The organism is Pseudomonas hefeiensis (assembly GCF_030687835.1).
GTDB lineage: Bacteria > Pseudomonadota > Gammaproteobacteria > Pseudomonadales > Pseudomonadaceae > Aquipseudomonas > Aquipseudomonas hefeiensis.
On the sequence record NZ_CP117449.1, the window covers coordinates 4153435 to 4171412 of the forward strand.

18 protein-coding genes are annotated in these 17978 nt (G+C 54.3%); 13 read left to right on the top strand and 5 right to left on the bottom strand.

The genetic code is table 11. The features are described from left to right. The first annotated feature begins 9 nt into the window (after positions 1-9). Entirely contained in the window at positions 10-321 is a 312-nt protein-coding gene (locus PSH57_RS18645; protein WP_340368605.1) for an HU family DNA-binding protein, read from the top strand. Between the two features lie 127 nt (positions 322-448). Here PSH57_RS18645 and PSH57_RS18650 read toward each other — a convergent pair whose 3' ends face one another. After that, a complete protein-coding gene (locus PSH57_RS18650; RefSeq protein ID WP_305384748.1) occupies positions 449-721 on the bottom strand; it encodes a LasR-specific antiactivator QslA in 273 nt (90 codons plus the stop codon). A 169-nt stretch (positions 722-890) separates the two neighbouring features. Between PSH57_RS18650 and PSH57_RS18655 the strand changes: the two genes are divergently transcribed. From PSH57_RS18655 to PSH57_RS18675, 5 genes are all read left to right on the top strand, one after another. Beyond that, positions 891-1145 carry a helix-turn-helix domain-containing protein gene (locus PSH57_RS18655; protein ID WP_003174132.1) on the top strand — a complete coding sequence of 85 codons (255 nt, stop codon included), beginning with the start codon at positions 891-893 and terminating at the stop codon, positions 1143-1145. A 105-nt stretch (positions 1146-1250) separates the two neighbouring features. Further along, positions 1251-2207 carry a TIGR03756 family integrating conjugative element protein gene (locus PSH57_RS18660; protein ID WP_305384751.1) on the top strand — a complete coding sequence of 319 codons (957 nt, stop codon included), beginning with the start codon at positions 1251-1253 and terminating at the stop codon, positions 2205-2207. Continuing rightward, the gene (locus PSH57_RS18665) at positions 2204-3586 is read left to right on the top strand and encodes an integrating conjugative element protein (RefSeq protein WP_305384752.1); all 1383 of its coding nucleotides are present in this window, start codon (positions 2204-2206) and stop codon (positions 3584-3586) included. The genes PSH57_RS18660 and PSH57_RS18665 overlap by 4 nt, the downstream gene beginning before the upstream one ends. A gap of 3 nt (positions 3587-3589) precedes the next feature. Next, complete coding sequence (locus PSH57_RS18670; RefSeq protein ID WP_305384753.1) at positions 3590-3898, top strand: hypothetical protein; 309 nt, start codon at positions 3590-3592, stop codon at positions 3896-3898. Between the two features lie 10 nt (positions 3899-3908). Continuing rightward, on the top strand, positions 3909-5453 hold the full coding sequence (locus tag PSH57_RS18675) for a conjugal transfer protein TraG N-terminal domain-containing protein (protein WP_305384754.1): 1545 nt from the start codon (positions 3909-3911) through the stop codon (positions 5451-5453). Between the two features lie 9 nt (positions 5454-5462). Here PSH57_RS18675 and PSH57_RS18680 read toward each other — a convergent pair whose 3' ends face one another. Continuing rightward, complete coding sequence (locus tag PSH57_RS18680; protein WP_340368590.1) at positions 5463-5846, bottom strand: DUF3742 family protein; 384 nt, start codon at positions 5844-5846, stop codon at positions 5463-5465. Between the two features lie 456 nt (positions 5847-6302). Between PSH57_RS18680 and PSH57_RS18685 the strand changes: the two genes are divergently transcribed. Together PSH57_RS18685 and PSH57_RS18690 are read left to right on the top strand one after the other, a co-directional pair. After that, a complete protein-coding gene (locus tag PSH57_RS18685; protein WP_305384755.1) occupies positions 6303-6632 on the top strand; it encodes a hypothetical protein in 330 nt (109 codons plus the stop codon). A 130-nt stretch (positions 6633-6762) separates the two neighbouring features. Then, positions 6763-7722 carry an ArdC family protein gene (locus PSH57_RS18690; RefSeq protein WP_305384757.1) on the top strand — a complete coding sequence of 320 codons (960 nt, stop codon included), beginning with the start codon at positions 6763-6765 and terminating at the stop codon, positions 7720-7722. A gap of 139 nt (positions 7723-7861) precedes the next feature. Here PSH57_RS18690 and PSH57_RS18695 read toward each other — a convergent pair whose 3' ends face one another. Further along, a complete protein-coding gene (locus PSH57_RS18695; RefSeq protein WP_020300924.1) occupies positions 7862-8056 on the bottom strand; it encodes a DUF7740 domain-containing protein in 195 nt (64 codons plus the stop codon). 222 nt (positions 8057-8278) lie between these two features. On the opposite strand from PSH57_RS18695, the gene mobH reads away from it, so the two are divergent. The 3 genes from mobH (at position 8279) to PSH57_RS18710 (ending at position 12652) form a co-directional block, all read left to right on the top strand. Beyond that, positions 8279-9997, top strand: a complete 1719-nt coding sequence (mobH, locus tag PSH57_RS18700) for a MobH family relaxase (protein ID WP_305384758.1) — start codon at positions 8279-8281, stop codon at positions 9995-9997. A 716-nt stretch (positions 9998-10713) separates the two neighbouring features. Next, positions 10714-11940, top strand: a complete 1227-nt coding sequence (locus PSH57_RS18705; protein WP_305384760.1) for a hypothetical protein — start codon at positions 10714-10716, stop codon at positions 11938-11940. Then, complete coding sequence (locus PSH57_RS18710) at positions 11852-12652, top strand: CHAT domain-containing protein (protein ID WP_479692295.1); 801 nt, start codon at positions 11852-11854, stop codon at positions 12650-12652. The genes PSH57_RS18705 and PSH57_RS18710 overlap by 89 nt, the downstream gene beginning before the upstream one ends. A gap of 130 nt (positions 12653-12782) precedes the next feature. Here the strand turns inward: PSH57_RS18710 and PSH57_RS18715 are convergent, their stop codons facing one another. Continuing rightward, positions 12783-14927 carry a DEAD/DEAH box helicase gene (locus PSH57_RS18715; RefSeq protein WP_305415984.1) on the bottom strand — a complete coding sequence of 715 codons (2145 nt, stop codon included), beginning with the start codon at positions 14925-14927 and terminating at the stop codon, positions 12783-12785. Positions 14928-14933: 6 nt separating this feature from the next. Continuing rightward, positions 14934-16547 carry a HamA C-terminal domain-containing protein gene (locus tag PSH57_RS18720; RefSeq protein WP_305384763.1) on the bottom strand — a complete coding sequence of 538 codons (1614 nt, stop codon included), beginning with the start codon at positions 16545-16547 and terminating at the stop codon, positions 14934-14936. Between the two features lie 182 nt (positions 16548-16729). On the opposite strand from PSH57_RS18720, the gene PSH57_RS18725 reads away from it, so the two are divergent. After that, positions 16730-17200 (top strand): hypothetical protein, encoded by a 471-nt coding sequence (locus PSH57_RS18725; RefSeq protein WP_305384765.1) that lies wholly within the window; start codon positions 16730-16732, stop codon positions 17198-17200. Then, the gene (locus tag PSH57_RS18730; RefSeq protein WP_305384766.1) at positions 17197-17955 is read left to right on the top strand and encodes a hypothetical protein; all 759 of its coding nucleotides are present in this window, start codon (positions 17197-17199) and stop codon (positions 17953-17955) included. The genes PSH57_RS18725 and PSH57_RS18730 overlap by 4 nt, the downstream gene beginning before the upstream one ends. Positions 17956-17978 lie beyond the last annotated feature (23 nt).

The following is a 17978-nucleotide window of genomic DNA, read 5'->3' on the forward strand; positions in this document are numbered from 1 at the left end:
TCTGAGTAGATTACTCGTCGACACTCAGCCAAGCGGAAGGAGTCACACATGAATAAAAACGATCTAATCGAGGCCATAGCGAGCTCCGCCGACCTTCCGAAGTCCACTGCCGGACGCGCACTGGACGCCCTCACAACCATCATATCCACTGCGTTGAAAGGCGGTGAGAACATCACCTTGGTTGGTTTTGGCACCTTTGCGGTCAAGGCGCGTGCAGCGCGCGACGGCCGTAACCCTCAAACTGGGGCCACCATCAAGATCGCAGCCGCGAAGACGCCTAGTTTCAAAGCCGGTAAGTCGCTGAAAGACGCGGTTAACTAGACGCTGGCAGCGACTACCCAATACCAACTCTGCGAGAGCGCTGGTATTGGGCTCAGCAGCCAAAACGCTGGCTGAACGCTGGGAGTCTTCAACCAATGTATTTGAACGCGTCTTTAGCGAAGTTCTTTCAGCTTTGATCTGGGCTGGGTGGCACACTGCTGAGCCGCTGCTGAATCCTCAACAGGAATCCGGCTTCAAAGGCATCCTGGCAGTCACCGACAGGAAAGGTTTTGCGCGCTTGCGCCAGCTCCCACCACAGTGGAATCTCGCCAGGCGTATCAAGCCAAGCCTGAGCACATTGCACGCCACGTTCGATCATTGGGGCAAATTCGTTGCCCCAAGGTGTCAGAAGACTTGGGCAACCATCCGCCGCAGGAATTGAAATGTAGTTTTCGTCCATACACACCCTAGATTTCTGATTTATTGTTAGACGCTGGGCCCAGCTTCGAAAATCTTAACGAAACCAAATGAACGCTCGATAAGAGGCATGAGCATCAAATGGCCTAGATCAATGCCAATGTAGACTATATCCCGTGGATTGAGAGTCCCTCAAGGCGCAATTTGCGCGCATGACTCAAGACTACGAACAGCTTCGTCTTCAGCTGGCGGAAAACATCCGCTTGATGCGACGCGTGAAAAACCTTACCCAAGAGCAGCTCGCGCTCATGGCCGAGGTGGATCGCACGTACGTCAGTCAAATCGAACGATGCACGGGCAATCCGTCGCTGTTGGTCCTGTGCAAGCTCGCCAATATTTTCGAAATTACCGCAGATCAGTTACTTGTGGAACCCGATATCCTGCGCAGCGCCCTTCACGTCAAATAATAGTCTCACGTTTCAGAAACCCGATAGATCCGCCTTCATAATTTCCACTGACAGTCTTCAGTCCGTAATCGAACCTGCCCAGGCCATACACCGAGAGCCTGGATCATGCCTGTTGCCTGCTCGTCAATCTCGCCCACAAAGCTACGGCCCCTGGCGCTGAGCGTCCTGCTGGCGTGCGGCCCAAGCGTGGCGCTGGACACCGCCAGCATCACGTCCTCCGTGCTTTCGCCAAATTGCCTCGCCTACAGGGTCGTCGGCATTTGTTTCTGGCTCCTCTGCACGCCCTTCGGCTGCACAGTCAAAACCTCGACCAAGGTTCGTCATTTCATTCCTGAACTGGTGGTCTCAAGCTACGCCACCACCGGCAATAACCCATGGACCGAGATGGCTACCCTCTCCTCTCCCATCAGTGGTGCGGGGGGTGGCGGCAACCTGATCACGCCAAACACCCAGCGCGACAACCTGCCCCGCTTCAAGAACGTTGATGGCATCGGCCACCCCGGAGGTTGGGCTGCCACGCAATTGGCTTCGCAATCCGGCTATGCCTGCCCCAGCGGTGCAACTGCGTTCATGCCCTACTACCTGAGCACCCTGGACTCACTGGCCTGGCGCCATGGCATACCGGAAAGTCTTTACCCCGAGTCGCTCATGCCGGGGATCCGTGAAATTGGTCGTCAGGCTTTGGGAAATATGTGGGGCAACGTCTATCCCCGGCAGGGCTTTCTAGTACAGCCCGACGACTTCAAGGCGGCCGCGGTCATGGCGCAACGGGCCGGTGATGTGATTACCCGCAGCTGGCAACCGCATGTGTACCTACCGCTCACGCCCGCCAAACGCGACGGCTACTGGCCGCCTGGTCCTATCGTTGAAAACGATGCATCAACCCACAAATGGCAATTGCTCTACCCCCAGGTTCAACCGACGTGCGCCGTCTTCCCCAGCGATCCGGTGCAGAGCGCTGATGGCGGCTACGCCTGGGCGCTGTGGCGTCCTTACAGCTGCTGCAAACGTGAGGGACAGACCTTCCTGTTCAGCATCGACTTCGAAGGTGGTGCTTCATGAGTCGGCTTCTCGCACGACCATGGTTGGGCGTGATGAGTCTGTTGCTCTATGGACTGCTTGCCATTGCCACTCATGTCCACGCCGCCGAGGGCGATTACCGCCTGGGTACTCAAGGCGAAGTGCTCGACGACCGGGTGATGTACACCATCGGTGGCGGCTCGGCAGTCGGCTCACCGAGCTCGCTCTACCGACCCAGTGGTCTCGGTGTCGGCGGGTCCTGGCAAGCGAACATGATGTGCGGAAACATGAGCCTCACCAATACCCTGCAAAACCAGCTGAACGGTGCCACCGAAGGTTTCCAGCAGATCATGGGCAGCATCGTGCAGAACGCGACCCAAGCGGTCATGTCGCTGCCAGCATTGATCATCCAGCGCGCCAACCCCGGACTCTATGAGTTGCTCAGTAACGGGGTGATGCAGGGGCGTATCGACTTCGATCGCTCCAAACTGACCTGCCAAGCCATGGCCGAGAAAATGGCGGACAAGGTCGGCCAAGCCGGCTGGGGTGCGCTGGCCAAGAACCAGGAGATGCAGAGTAATCTGGAGCAAACCGGCGGTGATGCAGTGGCGACGGTGAAAAATACCGAGGCCCAAAACGGCAACAATGGGGTGTCCTGGGTCGGCGGTTCGAAGGCTGGTGGGAATGGGCAGACACCCATTCGGGTAACCTCCGACGTAGTGCGCGCGGGCTACAACTTGCTGCATAACCGGACGGTGGCTGACAGTACGTCGATCAGTAGCAGCGACTGTTTGGGAGGGGCTATTTGCCAGACATGGGCTTCGCCCCAGGAGGAATCCGAATGGGCTGTTCGCGTGTTGGGCGAGAGCGAAGTCGCGACCTGCGACAGCTGCGAAACCCTGCGTGCTACCGCTGGCAGCGGATTGACGCCGCTGATTCAGGAGGCCTACAGCGAACGCCTCAAGGCCCTGCAAGGGTTGCTGTCGGGCTCACTGCCGCCAACCCCTGAAAATCTAACTAAAGCCTCCAGCCCGATGCTGCCGGTGACCCGTGGAGTGGTTGAAGCTCTGCGCGACGATCCCGACCAGGATCTATTGGCACGACGCCTGGCCAGTGAGACTGCCTTGTCCAGCGTACTCGACAAGGCGCTCCTGCTACTGCGTACCCTGTTGGCAGGCAGCCACGAACCGAACATCGCCTCAGCCGAGCCGGCCCAAATCGCCTTGACGAAAAACATCGACGCCCTGGAGCGCGAAATACGCTTGCTACAAACCGAACTGCAAGTCCGGCAGATGCTGACCACTAATACCGCCAGCCTCGTGCTTGATCGGCATGCCGGTGGTGCCGATGCTTCGCGTACCGTCGAGCAAGGCGACGCCGAACCTGGCCGACTCAACGACGCTGATGCCAGGCACAAGTGAGCCATGAAACGCTCACTGCTATTCACTTTGCTTTCAAGTCTGGGGATTGCCGCGGTGATGATCCTGACCGCCACACTGGTCGCCTGGATCGGCCGCACTACGCTGGGTAGTTTCGAGGTCTGGCAGCACGCATTGGAATCGGTACGGCCTTATCTGCGGTGGTGGCGTGCCCTGCTCTACGGCGCCCTCTTTGCGCTTTGGTGGGATCTGCTCCGGCGCTACCGACATCGACCACAGGATCGACTGCGCGTGAAGCGTATCGGGGCATTAGGGCTCGTGCTCTTAACCTGCGTCGAACTCAACCGATTGTGAGGTCACCACCATGCTCATGAGCACCAACAGCTACCTGGAGTTTTACCTCTCCCTGCTGGCTTGGATCATCAACAACGGCCTTTGGAGCGTCCTATCAGACACCGGACTGTTGGCCGCGCCCTTTGGTGCAATCATCCTGCAAGAATGGCTATCGGCCCGCCAGCAAGGCACAGATGAAGGCAACAAGGGACTCTTGTCGGTACCGCGGATCGAGAACCGGTTGTGGCTGGCTTACATCGTCGTGTTGTTCAGCTGCGCGCCGGTCTTTCCGCTGAGCCTCGCCTCAATGGTGCTCGATGATGCGGCGAGCCAGCGCTGCGGCGTGAGTGTGGCCAAGCCAGCGGAAACTGCTTGGGGGACGACCTTCAATACCATTGGCGAACGCTCCGCCAATGTGCCGATCTGGTGGTTTCTGGTGCATGCCTTGAGCAAAGGAGTGACCGCGGCGGCCACCGCCTCCATCCCTTGCGCACCGGATATCCGGCAGATGCGCATGGAGATCGACAGTTCGCGCATCGACAGCCAGGTACTGCTGCAAGAAGTCGCCGACTTCACCCGCGACTGCTATGGCTATTCCCGCTCTCGACTTTTCACCAACCGTCCTCAGTTGGACAAGGCACAAAGTCACGATGCGTCCTGGATCGGCTCAAGCTATTTTCTCGACACGCCCGGCTACTACGATACGGATCGCTCACGTACACCGCGAGTCAGTTGGCCGTATGACGAAAGCCGCGATATTTCCTTACCTAGGCTGGAGAATGGCGCAGGCTACCCCACCTGCACGCAGTGGTGGAGTGATAGCGGTGTTGGGTTGCGCGAACGTTTGATCGAGCAGGTCGATCCCTCGCTGCTGACTCAGCTGAAAGGTTGGTTGACTGGTCGTTCGAGCAACGAGATCGAGGATGCCACCCTGCGTGAGCTGGTCAGCCCGCGCCAGCAATCGATGTCCATGTCGCCCGGACAGGTGTACCAGGACTATGGCTCCAGCGCTCGTGGCGGCTCGATCAATCAGGGGCTTAATAACCTGGCCACCAATACCGGCTTGGCCCTCGGCTCCTTCAGCAACTTCCCGGCGATGAATGCGCTACGCGCCGCCCTGCCGATGGTGCAGGCTTTCCTGATCATGGGCATCATCATCAGCTTGCCGCTGATCTTGCTGGTCAGTACCTACCAGTTGAAGACCGTCATGACGGTGACGTTCGCGCTGTTCACCTTACACATGCTGACCTTCTGGTGGGAACTGGCGCGTTGGGTCGACTCCAGCATGCTCGATACCCTGTACAACCAGGTTTCGGCTTCCAATCAGGTGCTGTTGTCGCTGCCTACATCCGGGTTTATGGATGGGACTGTCACCGCGCAGGTGATCGAGTATGTGATGGGGGCAATGTTCGTCGTGCTTCCGATGTTATTTTTGGCTGCGATGAGCTGGGCAGGATATAGCGTTGGCTCAATTGCCGACGGCATGCTTAGCAAAGGAGCAGCTCAAGCGCAGGACGCTGGTGCAAGGGGTGCTGGAGCTCTGATGTCTGCTGGAAAAGCCTTGAGGAAGGGGTGAAAATCTCTACTACAGGTCTTTTAAATCAGGCTGACCGGGTGCGCGGCCATACTCATACTCACCATATGGGTCGTCATATGCTTTGTACCGAAGAGCATCCTTAGGTTTGATAGGCGTTCCATTGGCTATGGCCCAACACAAGACAATAAGGATCATCACCGATACGGTGAACCATAAGCTCACTAGAAGGAGTCCGGCAGCAACTGCCAACTTGATAACTAGAAAACTCCCATGAACAAGTAATTTACCTGCGGGCATACCTGCCGTCACCGCACGCTCAGCCACGTGGGACTCAAACGCTTTCAACCTACGGTAACCTCGCTTTACCGACATGCCACAGGTGTACGCCCAGCGGTGGGCACGTGAATTCTGAACAGAGTTCTGCGTCGGCATGGTCTCGCCCTCTTCTGAGCGTTTTCATGGTTGATACAGGAGTAACAGCCTACTACTGAAAACGGTCCGTGCCTGACCGTTTATCAGTTTGCCCCAGCCGAAAAATCTTCACTGGAAGACAGAAGGCAAGCTCCGTGAAACAGCGTTTCTACAGTCATTGACCCATACAAATCGTCCGGTTAAATACAAGTTATGGATCGCTGTTATCGACAGCACTTTCCCAGGTAGCCAGAACCTTCAAGGCTACGTCACTTCGATGATGGCTCTCCCCAAGTGCGATGAGCGTTCGGTAGCTCGCACGGTGACCGTTTCTACGGTGATGAACGCCTACTGCTCTCCTGAGCGCCTTTCGAGCTCTGCTCGTGGGGAAAACCCTCTTGATTTTCTTCAACCCACTGCGGGGAAATCTTTCCCCGCACGGGACAGGTTTCTTCGCGTTTTCAACGGAGACATACCATGCCCGACTCACTGACACCGGAAACACTGAACACCCTTCGGTTGCCCATCGTGTTCACCCCTGGCGCTTGGCAACGCGCAGTACTGCTCGAGCAATCCGATCACGCTGAGAAGCTGCAGGTCGATCGGTTGAGCCACGTATTGCGCGCAGCCTTCGAAGCCCACCTGGCCTATCCACAAAAGCCCTATGTGCTGTTCGAGGTAGTCCACATTGAACCAACCGATCACTTCGACCACGACCCGTTGCTGCAATTGAGTCTGAGCCTACTCCAAGAACCGGGTCAGCCTGGCGCCTTACTGATAGCGCTTGCAGGAGAACACCAGCGCTAAGCGCAATTGGCGGCACCCACCTCCACATTCGGGCGGCATGCAAGACCTGCATCAATCCAGCCCATCACCCACCGGGGAACCCTCCCCGACGGGCACGGCGTTCCTCCGTTTTTCTCTCGAGGAAATTGCCATGCGCGATATCTACCAAGACGTAACTGACAAGATCGTTACCGCGTTAGACCAAGGCGTTGCTCCCTGGATCAAACCCTGGTCATCAAGTGGCTCAGCTTACATCGGTCATCAACCCTACCCCATCAACGCCATCACGCGACGTCCGTATTCGGGCATCAATTTACCGCTGCTCTGGGCCGAGGCCAGGTTACAGGGGTTCACTCAAGATCGTTGGCTGACCTTCAACCAAGCTAAAAAGGCCGGTGGGCACGTCCGTAAGGGTGAGCACAGCACTCTGGCGGTGCTCTACAAGCCGATGGAGCGCGAGGAACAGACCGAGTCAGGCCAACCCGTACTCGATGAAAACGGTCAGCCCAAGTTCGCTCACTTCGGTATTCTCAGGACGCATTTTCTGTTCAACATCGAGCAAACGGAGGGGGTCGAAATGCTCAATGAAACCCTGCTCGAGACGGAGAAGAGTGATCCCTTCCAGCCCAACAGCGCTGCGGAAAATCTACTGTTAAGTTCGGGTGCACACATCGTTCATCGATCTGCCGACGAAGCGTTTTACCATCCGATCAGGGATCTCATCCAACTGCCGACAAAAGCGCAATTTCACGATGAAGGTGGGTATTACGCGACCGCGCTGCACGAGCTGACGCACTGGACCGGGCATCACGCTCGGTTGCAGCGCGAAGGTGTGACGTCACCCTGCCCGTTCGGCTCGCCAGGCTACGCCTTTGAGGAGTTGATCGCCGAAATGGGCGCGGCGTTTTTATGTGCCTACACCGGTATACAGGGAGAGCTGAGGCACGAGGGCTACATCGACTCCTGGCTCAGCCTGCTCAAGGCTGACAAGCGCGCAATCTTTCGTGCCAGTGGCCAGGCCCGAAACGCCTCGGAGTATGTACTCAACCTGGAGCAGCAACTGAAGCAAGCAGTCTTGGATGACTCACTGTGCATGAACGATGGAGCTTGATCGTTACCTCACCGCTGCAAACGCTTCACAGGGCCCAACGCGAGTTGAGCCCTTTTTTCCGTTTCCAGAAAACAGACGGAATCATACGGCGGGCCCCTCACGCAAAGAACAAGAGAGAGGCGCACACCCGCAGCTGCCGTTATGTATCCAGGTTCTGCGCCAGAAAATCCACCAGCTCGAGCGGACTCCGGCTATCGATCACCTTGTAGATCAGATCGCGTTTACTGCGCGGCAACTTCTTGACCACGCTCTTCGCCGAAGCCCTGACGGCTTCGTCGGTCCCATGGATCCGTGCCGCAAGCAGCAGCACGAGCGTGGCGTCAGTGAGGTTCATGGCAAGACCCAAAAATATGCACCGCAGTGTACCGACTCTTTTCTTTTCCGTACTAGCCCCCCAACAAAACTATGCCTAGCAGTATCCATATTCCGATTGCCGCACAAAGGGACACCAGCCAAAAGGACGGGTAAGGGTTAGAAGGGAATGGGGACTCAAGGGTAAGAGCCCTATCCGAAAAGGCTAAAAGGCCACTGACCCAGCCACTTCCCGGAGGTCACGATGCTCAACCTGTTTCGCCGCAAAAGGCAGACGCCTCCTCCGCCACCGACCGTGAGCATCGCCGAAGGCTACCTACCGATCGAGTCGGCCCACAGCTTGTTAGCCGCGGAGCACCGCCGCCAGTTACTCGATCGCATCTGGCAGTACACCGCCCTCTCCCACGCCCAATTCACCCAGCTCTATTTAAATCCGATCCATCGTTACGCCGAACGGGTCCAGCAACTGCCCGCCAGCGAGACGCACCATCATGCGTATCTCGGCGGCATGCTCGACCATGGCCTAGAACTGGTAGCCTGCAGTCTGAAACTGCGCCAATCCTATCTGCTGCCCACCGGTGCCGCACCCGAAGACCAAGCCGCCCAGACCGATGCCTGGTCGGCTGGCATCGCCTATGGCGCCCTGCTGCATGACATCGGCAAGATCGCCGTGGACCTGCTGGTCGAACGCCAGGATGGTAGTCCCTGGCATCCCTGGCAGGGTCCGCTGGATCAACCCTACCGTTTTCGTTACCTCAAGGGTCGGGATTACCATTTGCATGGCGCCGCCGCGGGTTTGCTCTACACCCAGATTCTCGACAGGCCGATATTGGATTGGCTCAGTGGATTTCCGTCACTGTGGGCCAGCCTGCTGTATGTCCTGGCCGGCCAGTACGAACGTGCCGGCGTGCTGGGCGAGTTGGTGATTCAATCCGACCGTGTCTCCACCGCGCAGAATATCGGAGGTAACCCAAGCAAGGCGCTGCAAGCACCGATTCATTCGTTGCAACACCACTTGATCAGCGGACTGCGTCATCTGGTTCAGCACGAGCTGAAACTCAACCAGCCAGGTGCCGCAGCATGGCTGACCCAGGACGCACTGTGGCTGGTCAGCAAAACGGTCACCGACAAGTTGCGAGCCTACTTGCTGTCGCAATCGATCGAAGGTATTCCCACGTCCAACATAGCGGTGTTCGACGAATTGCAATCGCATCGGCTGGTCGAGTCGACCCCCGAAGGCAAAGCCATCTGGACCGCACTCGTCGCCCAGGGAAACTGGCAACAAACCTTCACCTTTCTGCGACTCCAACCGGCTTTGATCTGGGGAAATGAGGACCGCCCCGAAGCTTTCAGCGGAACGGTGAGCATTGCGGCCGATGACCACCCGACTGACGTTCCGGTACCACCACCTGCGCCCGAGACAGTCAGTACAAGATCAACTCAAAGCCCATCGCAGCCCGAGCCACTGGCGATGGAAGATGCCGACTACCTCGGCACGCTGTTGGATATGTTCGAGCTGGAAGAGCCTGAGGTCAGCGACACATCGTCAGCAGGCATCCTCGAAATCTCAAATCCCTCATCGGACAACCCTGGTCAAGCATTCCTGAGTTGGGTCAAGGAAGGCATCCTGAGCCACAAGCTGGTCATCAATGACAGCAAGGCCAAAATCCACACGGTGAGTGGCAGCGTATTTCTGATCACGCCTGGTCTCTTCCAACGCTACGCGCAGGAGTTTCCTGGTATCTCTCAGGGTGCCAATCAAGAGACTGAAGAATGGCGTTGGGTGCAGAAGCAATTCGAAAAATTGAAGGTCCACAGGAAGCGTGACGATGGTCTAAACATTTGGGCTTGTCAGGTCGAAGGTCCTCGAAAAAAAGCGACACTCAAAGGCTATCTACTTGAAGAACCGATGCTATTGTTTGAGACAATGCCATCCGACAACCCCTTTCTTAACATCGAATAGGTGAAATATCCGAAGCATCACATGGGGGCCAAAAACGCATAGTTGGCCCTGGAGTGTACTTGGCACTTCACCGCTCTGTCGGCGGCCTTCAGCGGTGCATTACGACCATGAATGGCCGCACTAGCTGTCTCTAGACCGTAAACAAAGGTCTTCAGAGCTGCAATCAAACTCCCCGCACCACTTTCGTACCAACGCCATTCCCCCGTCCTACTTCATTCCGTCCGCCACTTCCCCGCAGCAAGAATTAAGCAACTTTTTTCGGTTCCCATCACGAGCGCTATCGCTGCTATGCTCGAACGCTTTAGCTACGTTTGCTTCGAGTCGAATGCACAGATTATTCCGGACCTTTACGGATATAGCTCCTAGTCCGCGAACTACCGACGTGATACTTCGCACCTTACTAATCCTCAATCGAGGTAGTCTGCTAAGCTCTCGGATCACCCAGTGGCTTCGAAGCATCAGCCAGCTCGACCTTGGATTGCTTAACAAAGAATCAGATTTCGTTGATATTCAATTGCTGCACTTTGCTCACTGCATGAAAATCCATATAAATCACACACTAAAAATAAAATAACTCATGAAAAAAAATAATAGAAGCCCTCAATATTCTACACTCTCTTTTCGATCATGTTCACTCGTCTACTTTCAAGGCTCTAAACCACTCTCGCGAGGACACAATAAAACTGGCTGAAACCTGGGCTTCAAATCAAAAAACGTTGCCAGAAGATGAACAACTCGCTCTAAAGTTTTCTCAATTCATAGTTTCTGCATGGGCACTGAATGCTGCCCAAGATAATGGTGAACTCAGTGAAATTGGGGACTGGATAGGCTGGTCACTGTCGGACTCAATCACTAATGAACACACGCAAACCCTAAATATAGGTAGGCTTATTGATTTCCATACTTCACCATCCATCAACACTTGGGTAGGTTTCATGCCGACCATGGTCGTTTACTTTGCAGGGTTCTATTACTACGCCAGAGAGCGTAGCGCCATAAAGTTGATCGCAGAAGAATTCTGGCCCCTATCGGTAAAAACATTTAAAGAAGTTATGAGTCAGCACCATGACCTGATCGACCCTCCTGAGATATTTCTTGGTGTATGTATGCTCTGCTGGGCGGGAAAAGAATCGCCAGATCATGCCCGAGATTTTGTCCCTTACATTGAAGGCATAATAAAAAATGAGTCTCTACCCGGAAGAGTAAAGTTGTTACTTTGTCTTTCCCTTGCAACAACCGCCGGGCAATTCTCCAGCCTACAGCCACAGGTCTGGGCAGAAAGAGCATTGACTGAATTCGAAGGCTATCTTGTTGGGGAGCAAAAACTCCAAATGATGGCTTCTCTATTTCATTGGAACGAAAAATATTTGTCTGCGGAACCGATTCTAGCTGAGATGGAGCTGATGCAAGCAAAGAGCCGCAGCACATTGGGTGAGATTAGATTCCTGCGTGATGCGGCGTTGAGGATCGGCGCCGTCCAGCCTTACTTTGCGAAATGCATGGCCACTGCCGACACTAAAAATATTCTAGAAGGTCTTCAAAACTGGTATCAAATTCGTCATCCTGGCGAACAGCTCTCACCAGAGAAAATTCTTGTCACAATGCCATTCGGCGAACATAGTTACACCGCCGTTTTAAATGAGAAAAAGTACGAAATTTTACGCAACAATCAAATTTTGCTTGAGAGAGCTGTTAATTTAACAAATGCATTTCTTGGAACGGCAAAGACTGTCGCTTACGCTGATAACGCAAAGTTAGTTATACCTGACCGACCAGGAGTGCCGAACCAGCAGAAGCAGGAAACCTGGGAAGCTGTATTGCTAGAATCTTACTGCCCGCAGAATTTTTTACTTGATGAAGAGCCGTTGTGCCAGCTCATTTTTGCCACCGAATGCCACCGAATGCCACCCAATTCAAGCTACTCAGCTTTTAGCATGGGGTAAGACTTGGCCGATTGCAGCGTCCTTGTCTAACCCTCGATCAGACCGTAAACCCTTGCGGGTTGCTTTATGGAGCGGTGGTGGAAGTATGACGGAGAAGATGGAGATCGAATTGGTCAAACATATCTTTCAAAAATCAGGAGCTAGTGTGGAAGTTTTTGAACCCGCAAATTGCTCACTCGAAGACTTTATCACCGCTTATCAAGATCCAAGCTTCGATATTTTTTGGGTAATGTCACACGGCGAATTCGATCATTGGTCACCAAAGGACGTAAAATTGCAAATTTCCCATGAAGGATTGAGTGTAGCGCTAGAGGATATTTGGGGAAAAGCCCCACCAGAAAAATTTCGACGCCTACTAGCTCTAAATGTCTGCGATGGAGCCCGCTTTGAGGAAAGGGGTCTTCTCCCAAAGATAGGTCTCGCGGCAGGTCTAGCTGGTCCCGAGCAAGCTACGATTTCTCATTTGTGGCCAGTGATGGGTTTCCCATCCGCTGCATTTGGTGTTTACCTCGCGAATTTTTTAGTGACTGACCGCCCCTACTTTGAAGCCTATCAAGAGGCAATCAAAGCACTTCAAATGTCAGCGGTAAGTGTTGCAGATGATTTACGCAATCACTACGGCAATGAGTTTGAGCTAGTACAAAAGCTAGCCAATCGTGATGAAGACTATTCGACAATGCAAGTTTTTGGTTCTGCCGCCTTCTATCAATGACTAAAAACCACAATCGTAAAAGGTAATTGTTGACCTATCACAAACTCGAGCCCCAGATCACTTAAGCTCCCGTTGTCCATTTTGCAGGGGGCTTATAGATCGCGCCTTATACACGACTTACTTAGGCAAGCTACATCTCGGCAATCGCCCACTTCATGATATTTCGCTCAAACGGGGACAGCGGCATCCTATCCAGACGGCTCGCTAAGTGCCGTAACTTGTTCAGCAGGTCATTCAGGTTGTCAGATGGAAGGATCGAACTCTTAATCCGCGTCGAGACCTGCGTAGGAATCCCATATTCGTCCAGCGCCGTCAGTAAGGGATCGTGAAAAAGGTTCTCCATCTGCTCAGAGAAGAAACTGAAGTCTCCTGGCTCAATATTGCGCTGGGTGAAAACATCCGCCTGGATCTTGCTGATGGCCATAAAATCACGAGGAAGGCGGTAGCACAGGACGTTACGGATAAACTTGAGCCGAAGGTTGATCGCTTCGCTCGCAGTGGTGCCCGCACGGTTAGTGTCGATCGCGTTCTGCAGATACGCCGAGAAGTCTTTCTCCATCCGGACAGAGTTGATATGAAAGGCGAGCTGAGGGCCTGAAATGATTCCATAGTCCATTAGTTTGGTCTGAAGGTGATCACAGACTAGGGTGCACACGTATTCGAGCTGGTTTTGTTCGGGGTTTCCTTTCCAAGTGAGCATTCGGCGACTCACTGCAAGGTTTCTGATAATTGATTCGGCGATCTCTATCTGCCGGTCAACCGGGATATGCCGATTTTCGACGAGCGTGGCTGTGGACAGCAACAGCGTGGCATACGCCCGATCCAGTCGTTGGCGGGAGATCTCCGTGAGGTACTCCGGCTCTAGCTTCATCAAAAGCCCCATCGGCGAGTTTTCGTTCTGCAGTCCGATCGGATAATCTACGGTGAGATCTTTTTCTTCCGGCGGCGCCTCCAGCATGTAAACCTTGCCGATGAAGTAGCGGTTCATGCGACCCGCGCGGCCAGAAATGTTCTTGAACGTGAAGAAATCGAACGGTGTGTTACTAACCCGGCGGTCATAAATGATGACGTTTTCTGCTGAGGTATTGACCCCCTCAATCATCGTAGACGTGCAGATAATGTGCTTGATTGTCCCCTCGTTGAAGAGCTTCACAAAATACTGCTGCAGCGCCCTAGGGACGCCACCATGGTGAATGGCGATACCGAGCGATATGGCCTTGGCGACGTTCCACTGTGGGTGGTACTCCTTCGCGATCCATTGAGCAATGTCTTGTGTCTGCGCGAGCGGTGAAAACCCGCCTTTTTCGATAAGGAACTGTGCAATCTTGTTTGCGCTTGCCGGCGACTGAGAGTAGATGAGCGTGGGGGTGGTAATTTTGCGGCAGAGTTCTAGGAGCTTGTCCTTACGCGCATCTCCGTTGGTCGGCAGATTAAAATGCTCAACATCAACGGCCACTGTGGAAAAATTGGAGGGGATGAAATTGTACTCGTAAGCGTCGAGACCGTGGATGTTTTGGATATGAGGGCCGAGTAGATAGAACTGCGCCCCCTGTTTTGCCAGCTTATGGAAAGCCAAGCTCAAATCAATCGCACGGCTGCCGGCTTCCGAGTCACTGGACAGATCAAGTTTGTAGAATTCATCTACGACAAAAAAACCGACGTCCTGTAGATCGACACGCTGGAGGACTCTCTCCTGGGTCAGCAGGTAGACGTTTACTCGTGCGTCGTCGGCCTCCTGAGTCGGATGCGTAATAACGTTGCATCTCTGTTTGAAACGCTTGACCAAACGTCGGCGCGTTTCGTCGATGAGGGCGATGGTTGGAACGATGACCACAATCTTGCGAAATTTTTCCTGGGCCAGAATGGCGTCGATCACCAGGCTTTTACCGACGCTTGTGGAGGCGCTCAGCACGACGTTGCGTCCTTGCATTAGCAAGCTGAACACATGAGCCTGCAGCCGGTGAAAAACCATGCCTACTTCAACTCCGTCCACCCGATGCATCTCGTAGGCCAGACGGTCTGAAATCGATATTTCATCGAGGTACGGAGTGATGTAAGGGAATAGCCCCACAGCGCGGATCATACTCAGCAGCAAGGATTGCTCAACTTCACCAAACAAGGCGAATTTATCGAGCGCACGGATGACGAGGTCTCGCCCTTCCCACTCTGGGTTCCCCCGGTTCACGGCAACACTGATAGCTTGGAGAAGCTCGATCCTGGAGCTTGAATCTTCACCGAGTCGTTCGAGTCGCTCCTTAACTACTTCATATCTCATGTCAGCCTAAACCCTGCAACGTGAGTTGAACTCTTTGATCAAGTTCTGGATGCTTTCGATAGGAACAAGAAACACTGCAATTCGGATCTGATCCATTTTCTTCGGCAGATGGACTTTCAATGAACTGTAGTGGTCGTTGATCTCGTGCTTCAGCCGATCAATATAGTCAGAGAGGTATCCAGAGGATAAGGCATCACTGTCGTAAGCCAGTAACACAGGAAAGCACAGCACCTTCAGCATCTCTTCGGCAGGCGTGTTTCGTTCCAATGCTTTGTTGAAATCCTCCGAATTGGAGCGAAGGTGATTCGGTTCGCGCAGTGAGATGATGATCTCGCGCTCGTTGGTCAGTGCAGCTTTGTTAATTGTAGAATCCAGAGTGCTGCAAACCTGCGCCATAGTCTGGGCCATGGTTCCCACAGTAATCATCCTCGCCAACCCCAGCCAGAGTTGATCGACCTCGCCTGAGCGCTGAACAATATGGGCGTTCCCGAACTCGGATAAGCCTGTCTTTGAGGCAAAGAACACTTTGCACGCGATCGGCTCGCTATTTTCCTTATTCCTCAAAATCACATGCAGGATCAGTTCTGCAATTAACTTATCGCGCTCCATGCCATTCTGAGTGAACGTAGCAATCGCCTTCGACAGAATCGTCTGAGCATGATGAACCTGAAAATTCACGATCTCGCTGGCTTGCAAACAGAACTCGGGGAGCCACTGAACCAGGTGCTCAGCGAGTTCCTTATGCCTCCACTCGCCAAAGTCATACTGAACGTCGTACCCGGTCAGGCTGCGTAGCAATCCCTCCTCGGTTGCGGCATGAAACTCGACCAGAAAAGGTGGAGGCTTGGATTTATAGGGCTTCGAGTAGGTGATGTTTTTGCTATCAGCCGCCGCCAGGAGTGCATCGAGGCGATCCATGGCAGCCACGCGCGTAATGACCTTTTGTGTAGATTCGGAGATGACGTTTGCAGTTGCCGCATCATCTGCCCAACCCAGAAAGTCCGCGTAGATTGCCTGCTGTTGTTTGTGCGTAGGCCACGAGCCTTGAAGATCGATTACTTCTGCCAGCTTGCGCAAATTCACCGACTCCAGCGCGTCCACATCGCCACATATCTGCCACACAAAATTGTCCGCCCAATAGCAAAAGTCGCGCCCCATGGGTGAGCGTGTTTTCTTGAACTTCTTAGCAAGAGCTGTCCCACGGCTGGTCGCAAGGTCAGGCTGATTTCGCTTTTCAAGCTCCAGTTTAAAGCAACTCAAAGCTTTGGCGGTATCGCGCTTGGTGACCATTCGGAACCGAGCTTTTCCAGGACGGCAGTCACAAAGCAGTGACTTCTGCAGTAGAGAAGTGTCAGCCCGGCCGTTGTCCAGAGCGGTTGCTTCACTCTGGTTCCACTTGCTGTCACCCTCGGTAGTTTTGACCTGAATATATTCGTTAACCGTCTCACCAGACTGGCGAGAGACCAGCACGATGTCGTCAGCAGTTTCACACTCGACCTGCTGGTAACTGCTATCGCGGAGCATCTTCAATATGAAGGAAACGGCAACGTGATCCTGATACTTGAAACCTTGCCTTGCCGCAGGCCCACCTTTGTTCGATGGGATCTTGATAAGCACCATGACGTCCCTGTATCACTTGAATCGAGCCGGTTACGTCGGCATGCTGAGCTCACTCAGGGATAGCAGACGCGCGTGTTAGTGCGAAAGCTACCACTAATGGCAATTGGCCGACCATCCCTATTCCGTAACCCATCACCCTCGCGACGCCAGAGCCGCGACACTGAAACATTCATGGAGGAAGCATGCGGATCACATTGCAAGGTGAGGACGACCTGGAACAGGCGCTTCGCGAGATACATCTACGAGCTAGCACGTATGAGGGGCCATTGATGCACCAGTTCATGGAGCTGGCCAAGCTCAGCGCGCCAGTCGAGCCTGACGAGCCCGTTGGGGAGGAGCTCCAAGATAAAAGGTTAAGCAGTGCCAACGCGGAACCCGCGAGGCGCAACGAGACCAAAGAGCGATTTGAAGAAGCTCTGTCGTTACTGATGGTGCTCGCTTTTCCAGTGAACAGCGGAACCGAGCAAGCAGTTCGCCGCGAACTCAACGAGGTGCTCGCGCGCGATCAGCAGGTCGAGTCAATGCAGATGCGCACCGGTAACCGAAAAACCAGTCTACGACGTAACCTTGGACGGCGCCCGACGAAGCAGCAAATTGCGTTGCGGGGAGCGTTGCTCGAATTTCTCCCACGAGAGACCAAGGAGGATTTATGAGTACGACTCCATCCATCGCGGCAGGCGTCAAGAAGAAAAAGAAGAACCAACCCGCACCACCGGACTTGGTCAAAGCTGTGGGCGCGCTCTTCGACATTGCCGCGAAAGCGCCTCCCCCCCTTCAGCTACAAGCGATGGCTCGCGACAAATTGTACGAAATGCTGGTTCTTGCTCGTTTGCTGCGGGTATTTCGGAGTGCGCACCCGAAAGGGTCGATCATTCATCGACCACCATCTAAGGGAGGTAAGGCGTCAGAGGTGGTAGTGGCGAGTAAACCAGCTCTGGCCGATCGCAAAAGATTCTCGCACTTTGATCTGCTCGACGCCGCTGGACAGACAATGGGGGAAGCTTGGACCTCGGTCGAGTTTGAGTCGCTGAGTTGGGCGCATAACGGCGGAGTTCCGGGCAAGGCCCCCCGCCAGGCCCGACACGAGCTTGACGTCTGTGTACTTGAGCCAGGCGCAGGAGAGCGCCCGTCCCACTCGCAGATCTTTGCGGGCATCAGTTGCAAAGACGTGCGCAGCTCCTCGAAGGAAAACGTACGTGAGGCACTGGGGCTACGCCGCGAGACAGCTTTCCTGCAGCCGCCAGTGCCAAGTCTCGCCCCTTGGTTGGTCACTGACGTCCCTGCGGAACCGAGTGCACCGATCCTTCTCATCAGCTCCGATGTCGGGGTAAGGAAATACTCGTCACCAGTTGACGCCCTGGGCGTCTATATCCGATTCGTGCGTCGCCCCTGGGAAGCAGAGGTTTAAGTCTGTATTGATCAAGCAGCTAG

Coding starts and splice junctions, on each gene's coding strand:
- mobH (WP_305384758.1), top strand. CDS start 8,279: ATGCTCAACCTGTTTCGCCGCAAAAGGCAGACGCCTCCTCCGCCACCG.
- PSH57_RS18710 (WP_479692295.1), top strand. CDS start 11,852: ATGAAGAGCCGTTGTGCCAGCTCATTTTTGCCACCGAATGCCACCGAA.
- PSH57_RS18725 (WP_305384765.1), top strand. CDS start 16,730: ATGCGGATCACATTGCAAGGTGAGGACGACCTGGAACAGGCGCTTCGC.
- PSH57_RS18675 (WP_305384754.1), top strand. CDS start 3,909: ATGCTCATGAGCACCAACAGCTACCTGGAGTTTTACCTCTCCCTGCTG.
- PSH57_RS18695 (WP_020300924.1), bottom strand. CDS start 8,056: ATGAACCTCACTGACGCCACGCTCGTGCTGCTGCTTGCGGCACGGATC.
- PSH57_RS18650 (WP_305384748.1), bottom strand. CDS start 721: ATGGACGAAAACTACATTTCAATTCCTGCGGCGGATGGTTGCCCAAGT.
- PSH57_RS18715 (WP_305415984.1), bottom strand. CDS start 14,927: ATGAGATATGAAGTAGTTAAGGAGCGACTCGAACGACTCGGTGAAGAT.
- PSH57_RS18690 (WP_305384757.1), top strand. CDS start 6,763: ATGCGCGATATCTACCAAGACGTAACTGACAAGATCGTTACCGCGTTA.
- PSH57_RS18665 (WP_305384752.1), top strand. CDS start 2,204: ATGAGTCGGCTTCTCGCACGACCATGGTTGGGCGTGATGAGTCTGTTG.
- PSH57_RS18670 (WP_305384753.1), top strand. CDS start 3,590: ATGAAACGCTCACTGCTATTCACTTTGCTTTCAAGTCTGGGGATTGCC.
- PSH57_RS18685 (WP_305384755.1), top strand. CDS start 6,303: ATGCCCGACTCACTGACACCGGAAACACTGAACACCCTTCGGTTGCCC.
- PSH57_RS18660 (WP_305384751.1), top strand. CDS start 1,251: ATGCCTGTTGCCTGCTCGTCAATCTCGCCCACAAAGCTACGGCCCCTG.
- PSH57_RS18655 (WP_003174132.1), top strand. CDS start 891: ATGACTCAAGACTACGAACAGCTTCGTCTTCAGCTGGCGGAAAACATC.
- PSH57_RS18720 (WP_305384763.1), bottom strand. CDS start 16,547: ATGGTGCTTATCAAGATCCCATCGAACAAAGGTGGGCCTGCGGCAAGG.
- PSH57_RS18680 (WP_340368590.1), bottom strand. CDS start 5,846: ATGCCGACGCAGAACTCTGTTCAGAATTCACGTGCCCACCGCTGGGCG.
- PSH57_RS18730 (WP_305384766.1), top strand. CDS start 17,197: ATGAGTACGACTCCATCCATCGCGGCAGGCGTCAAGAAGAAAAAGAAG.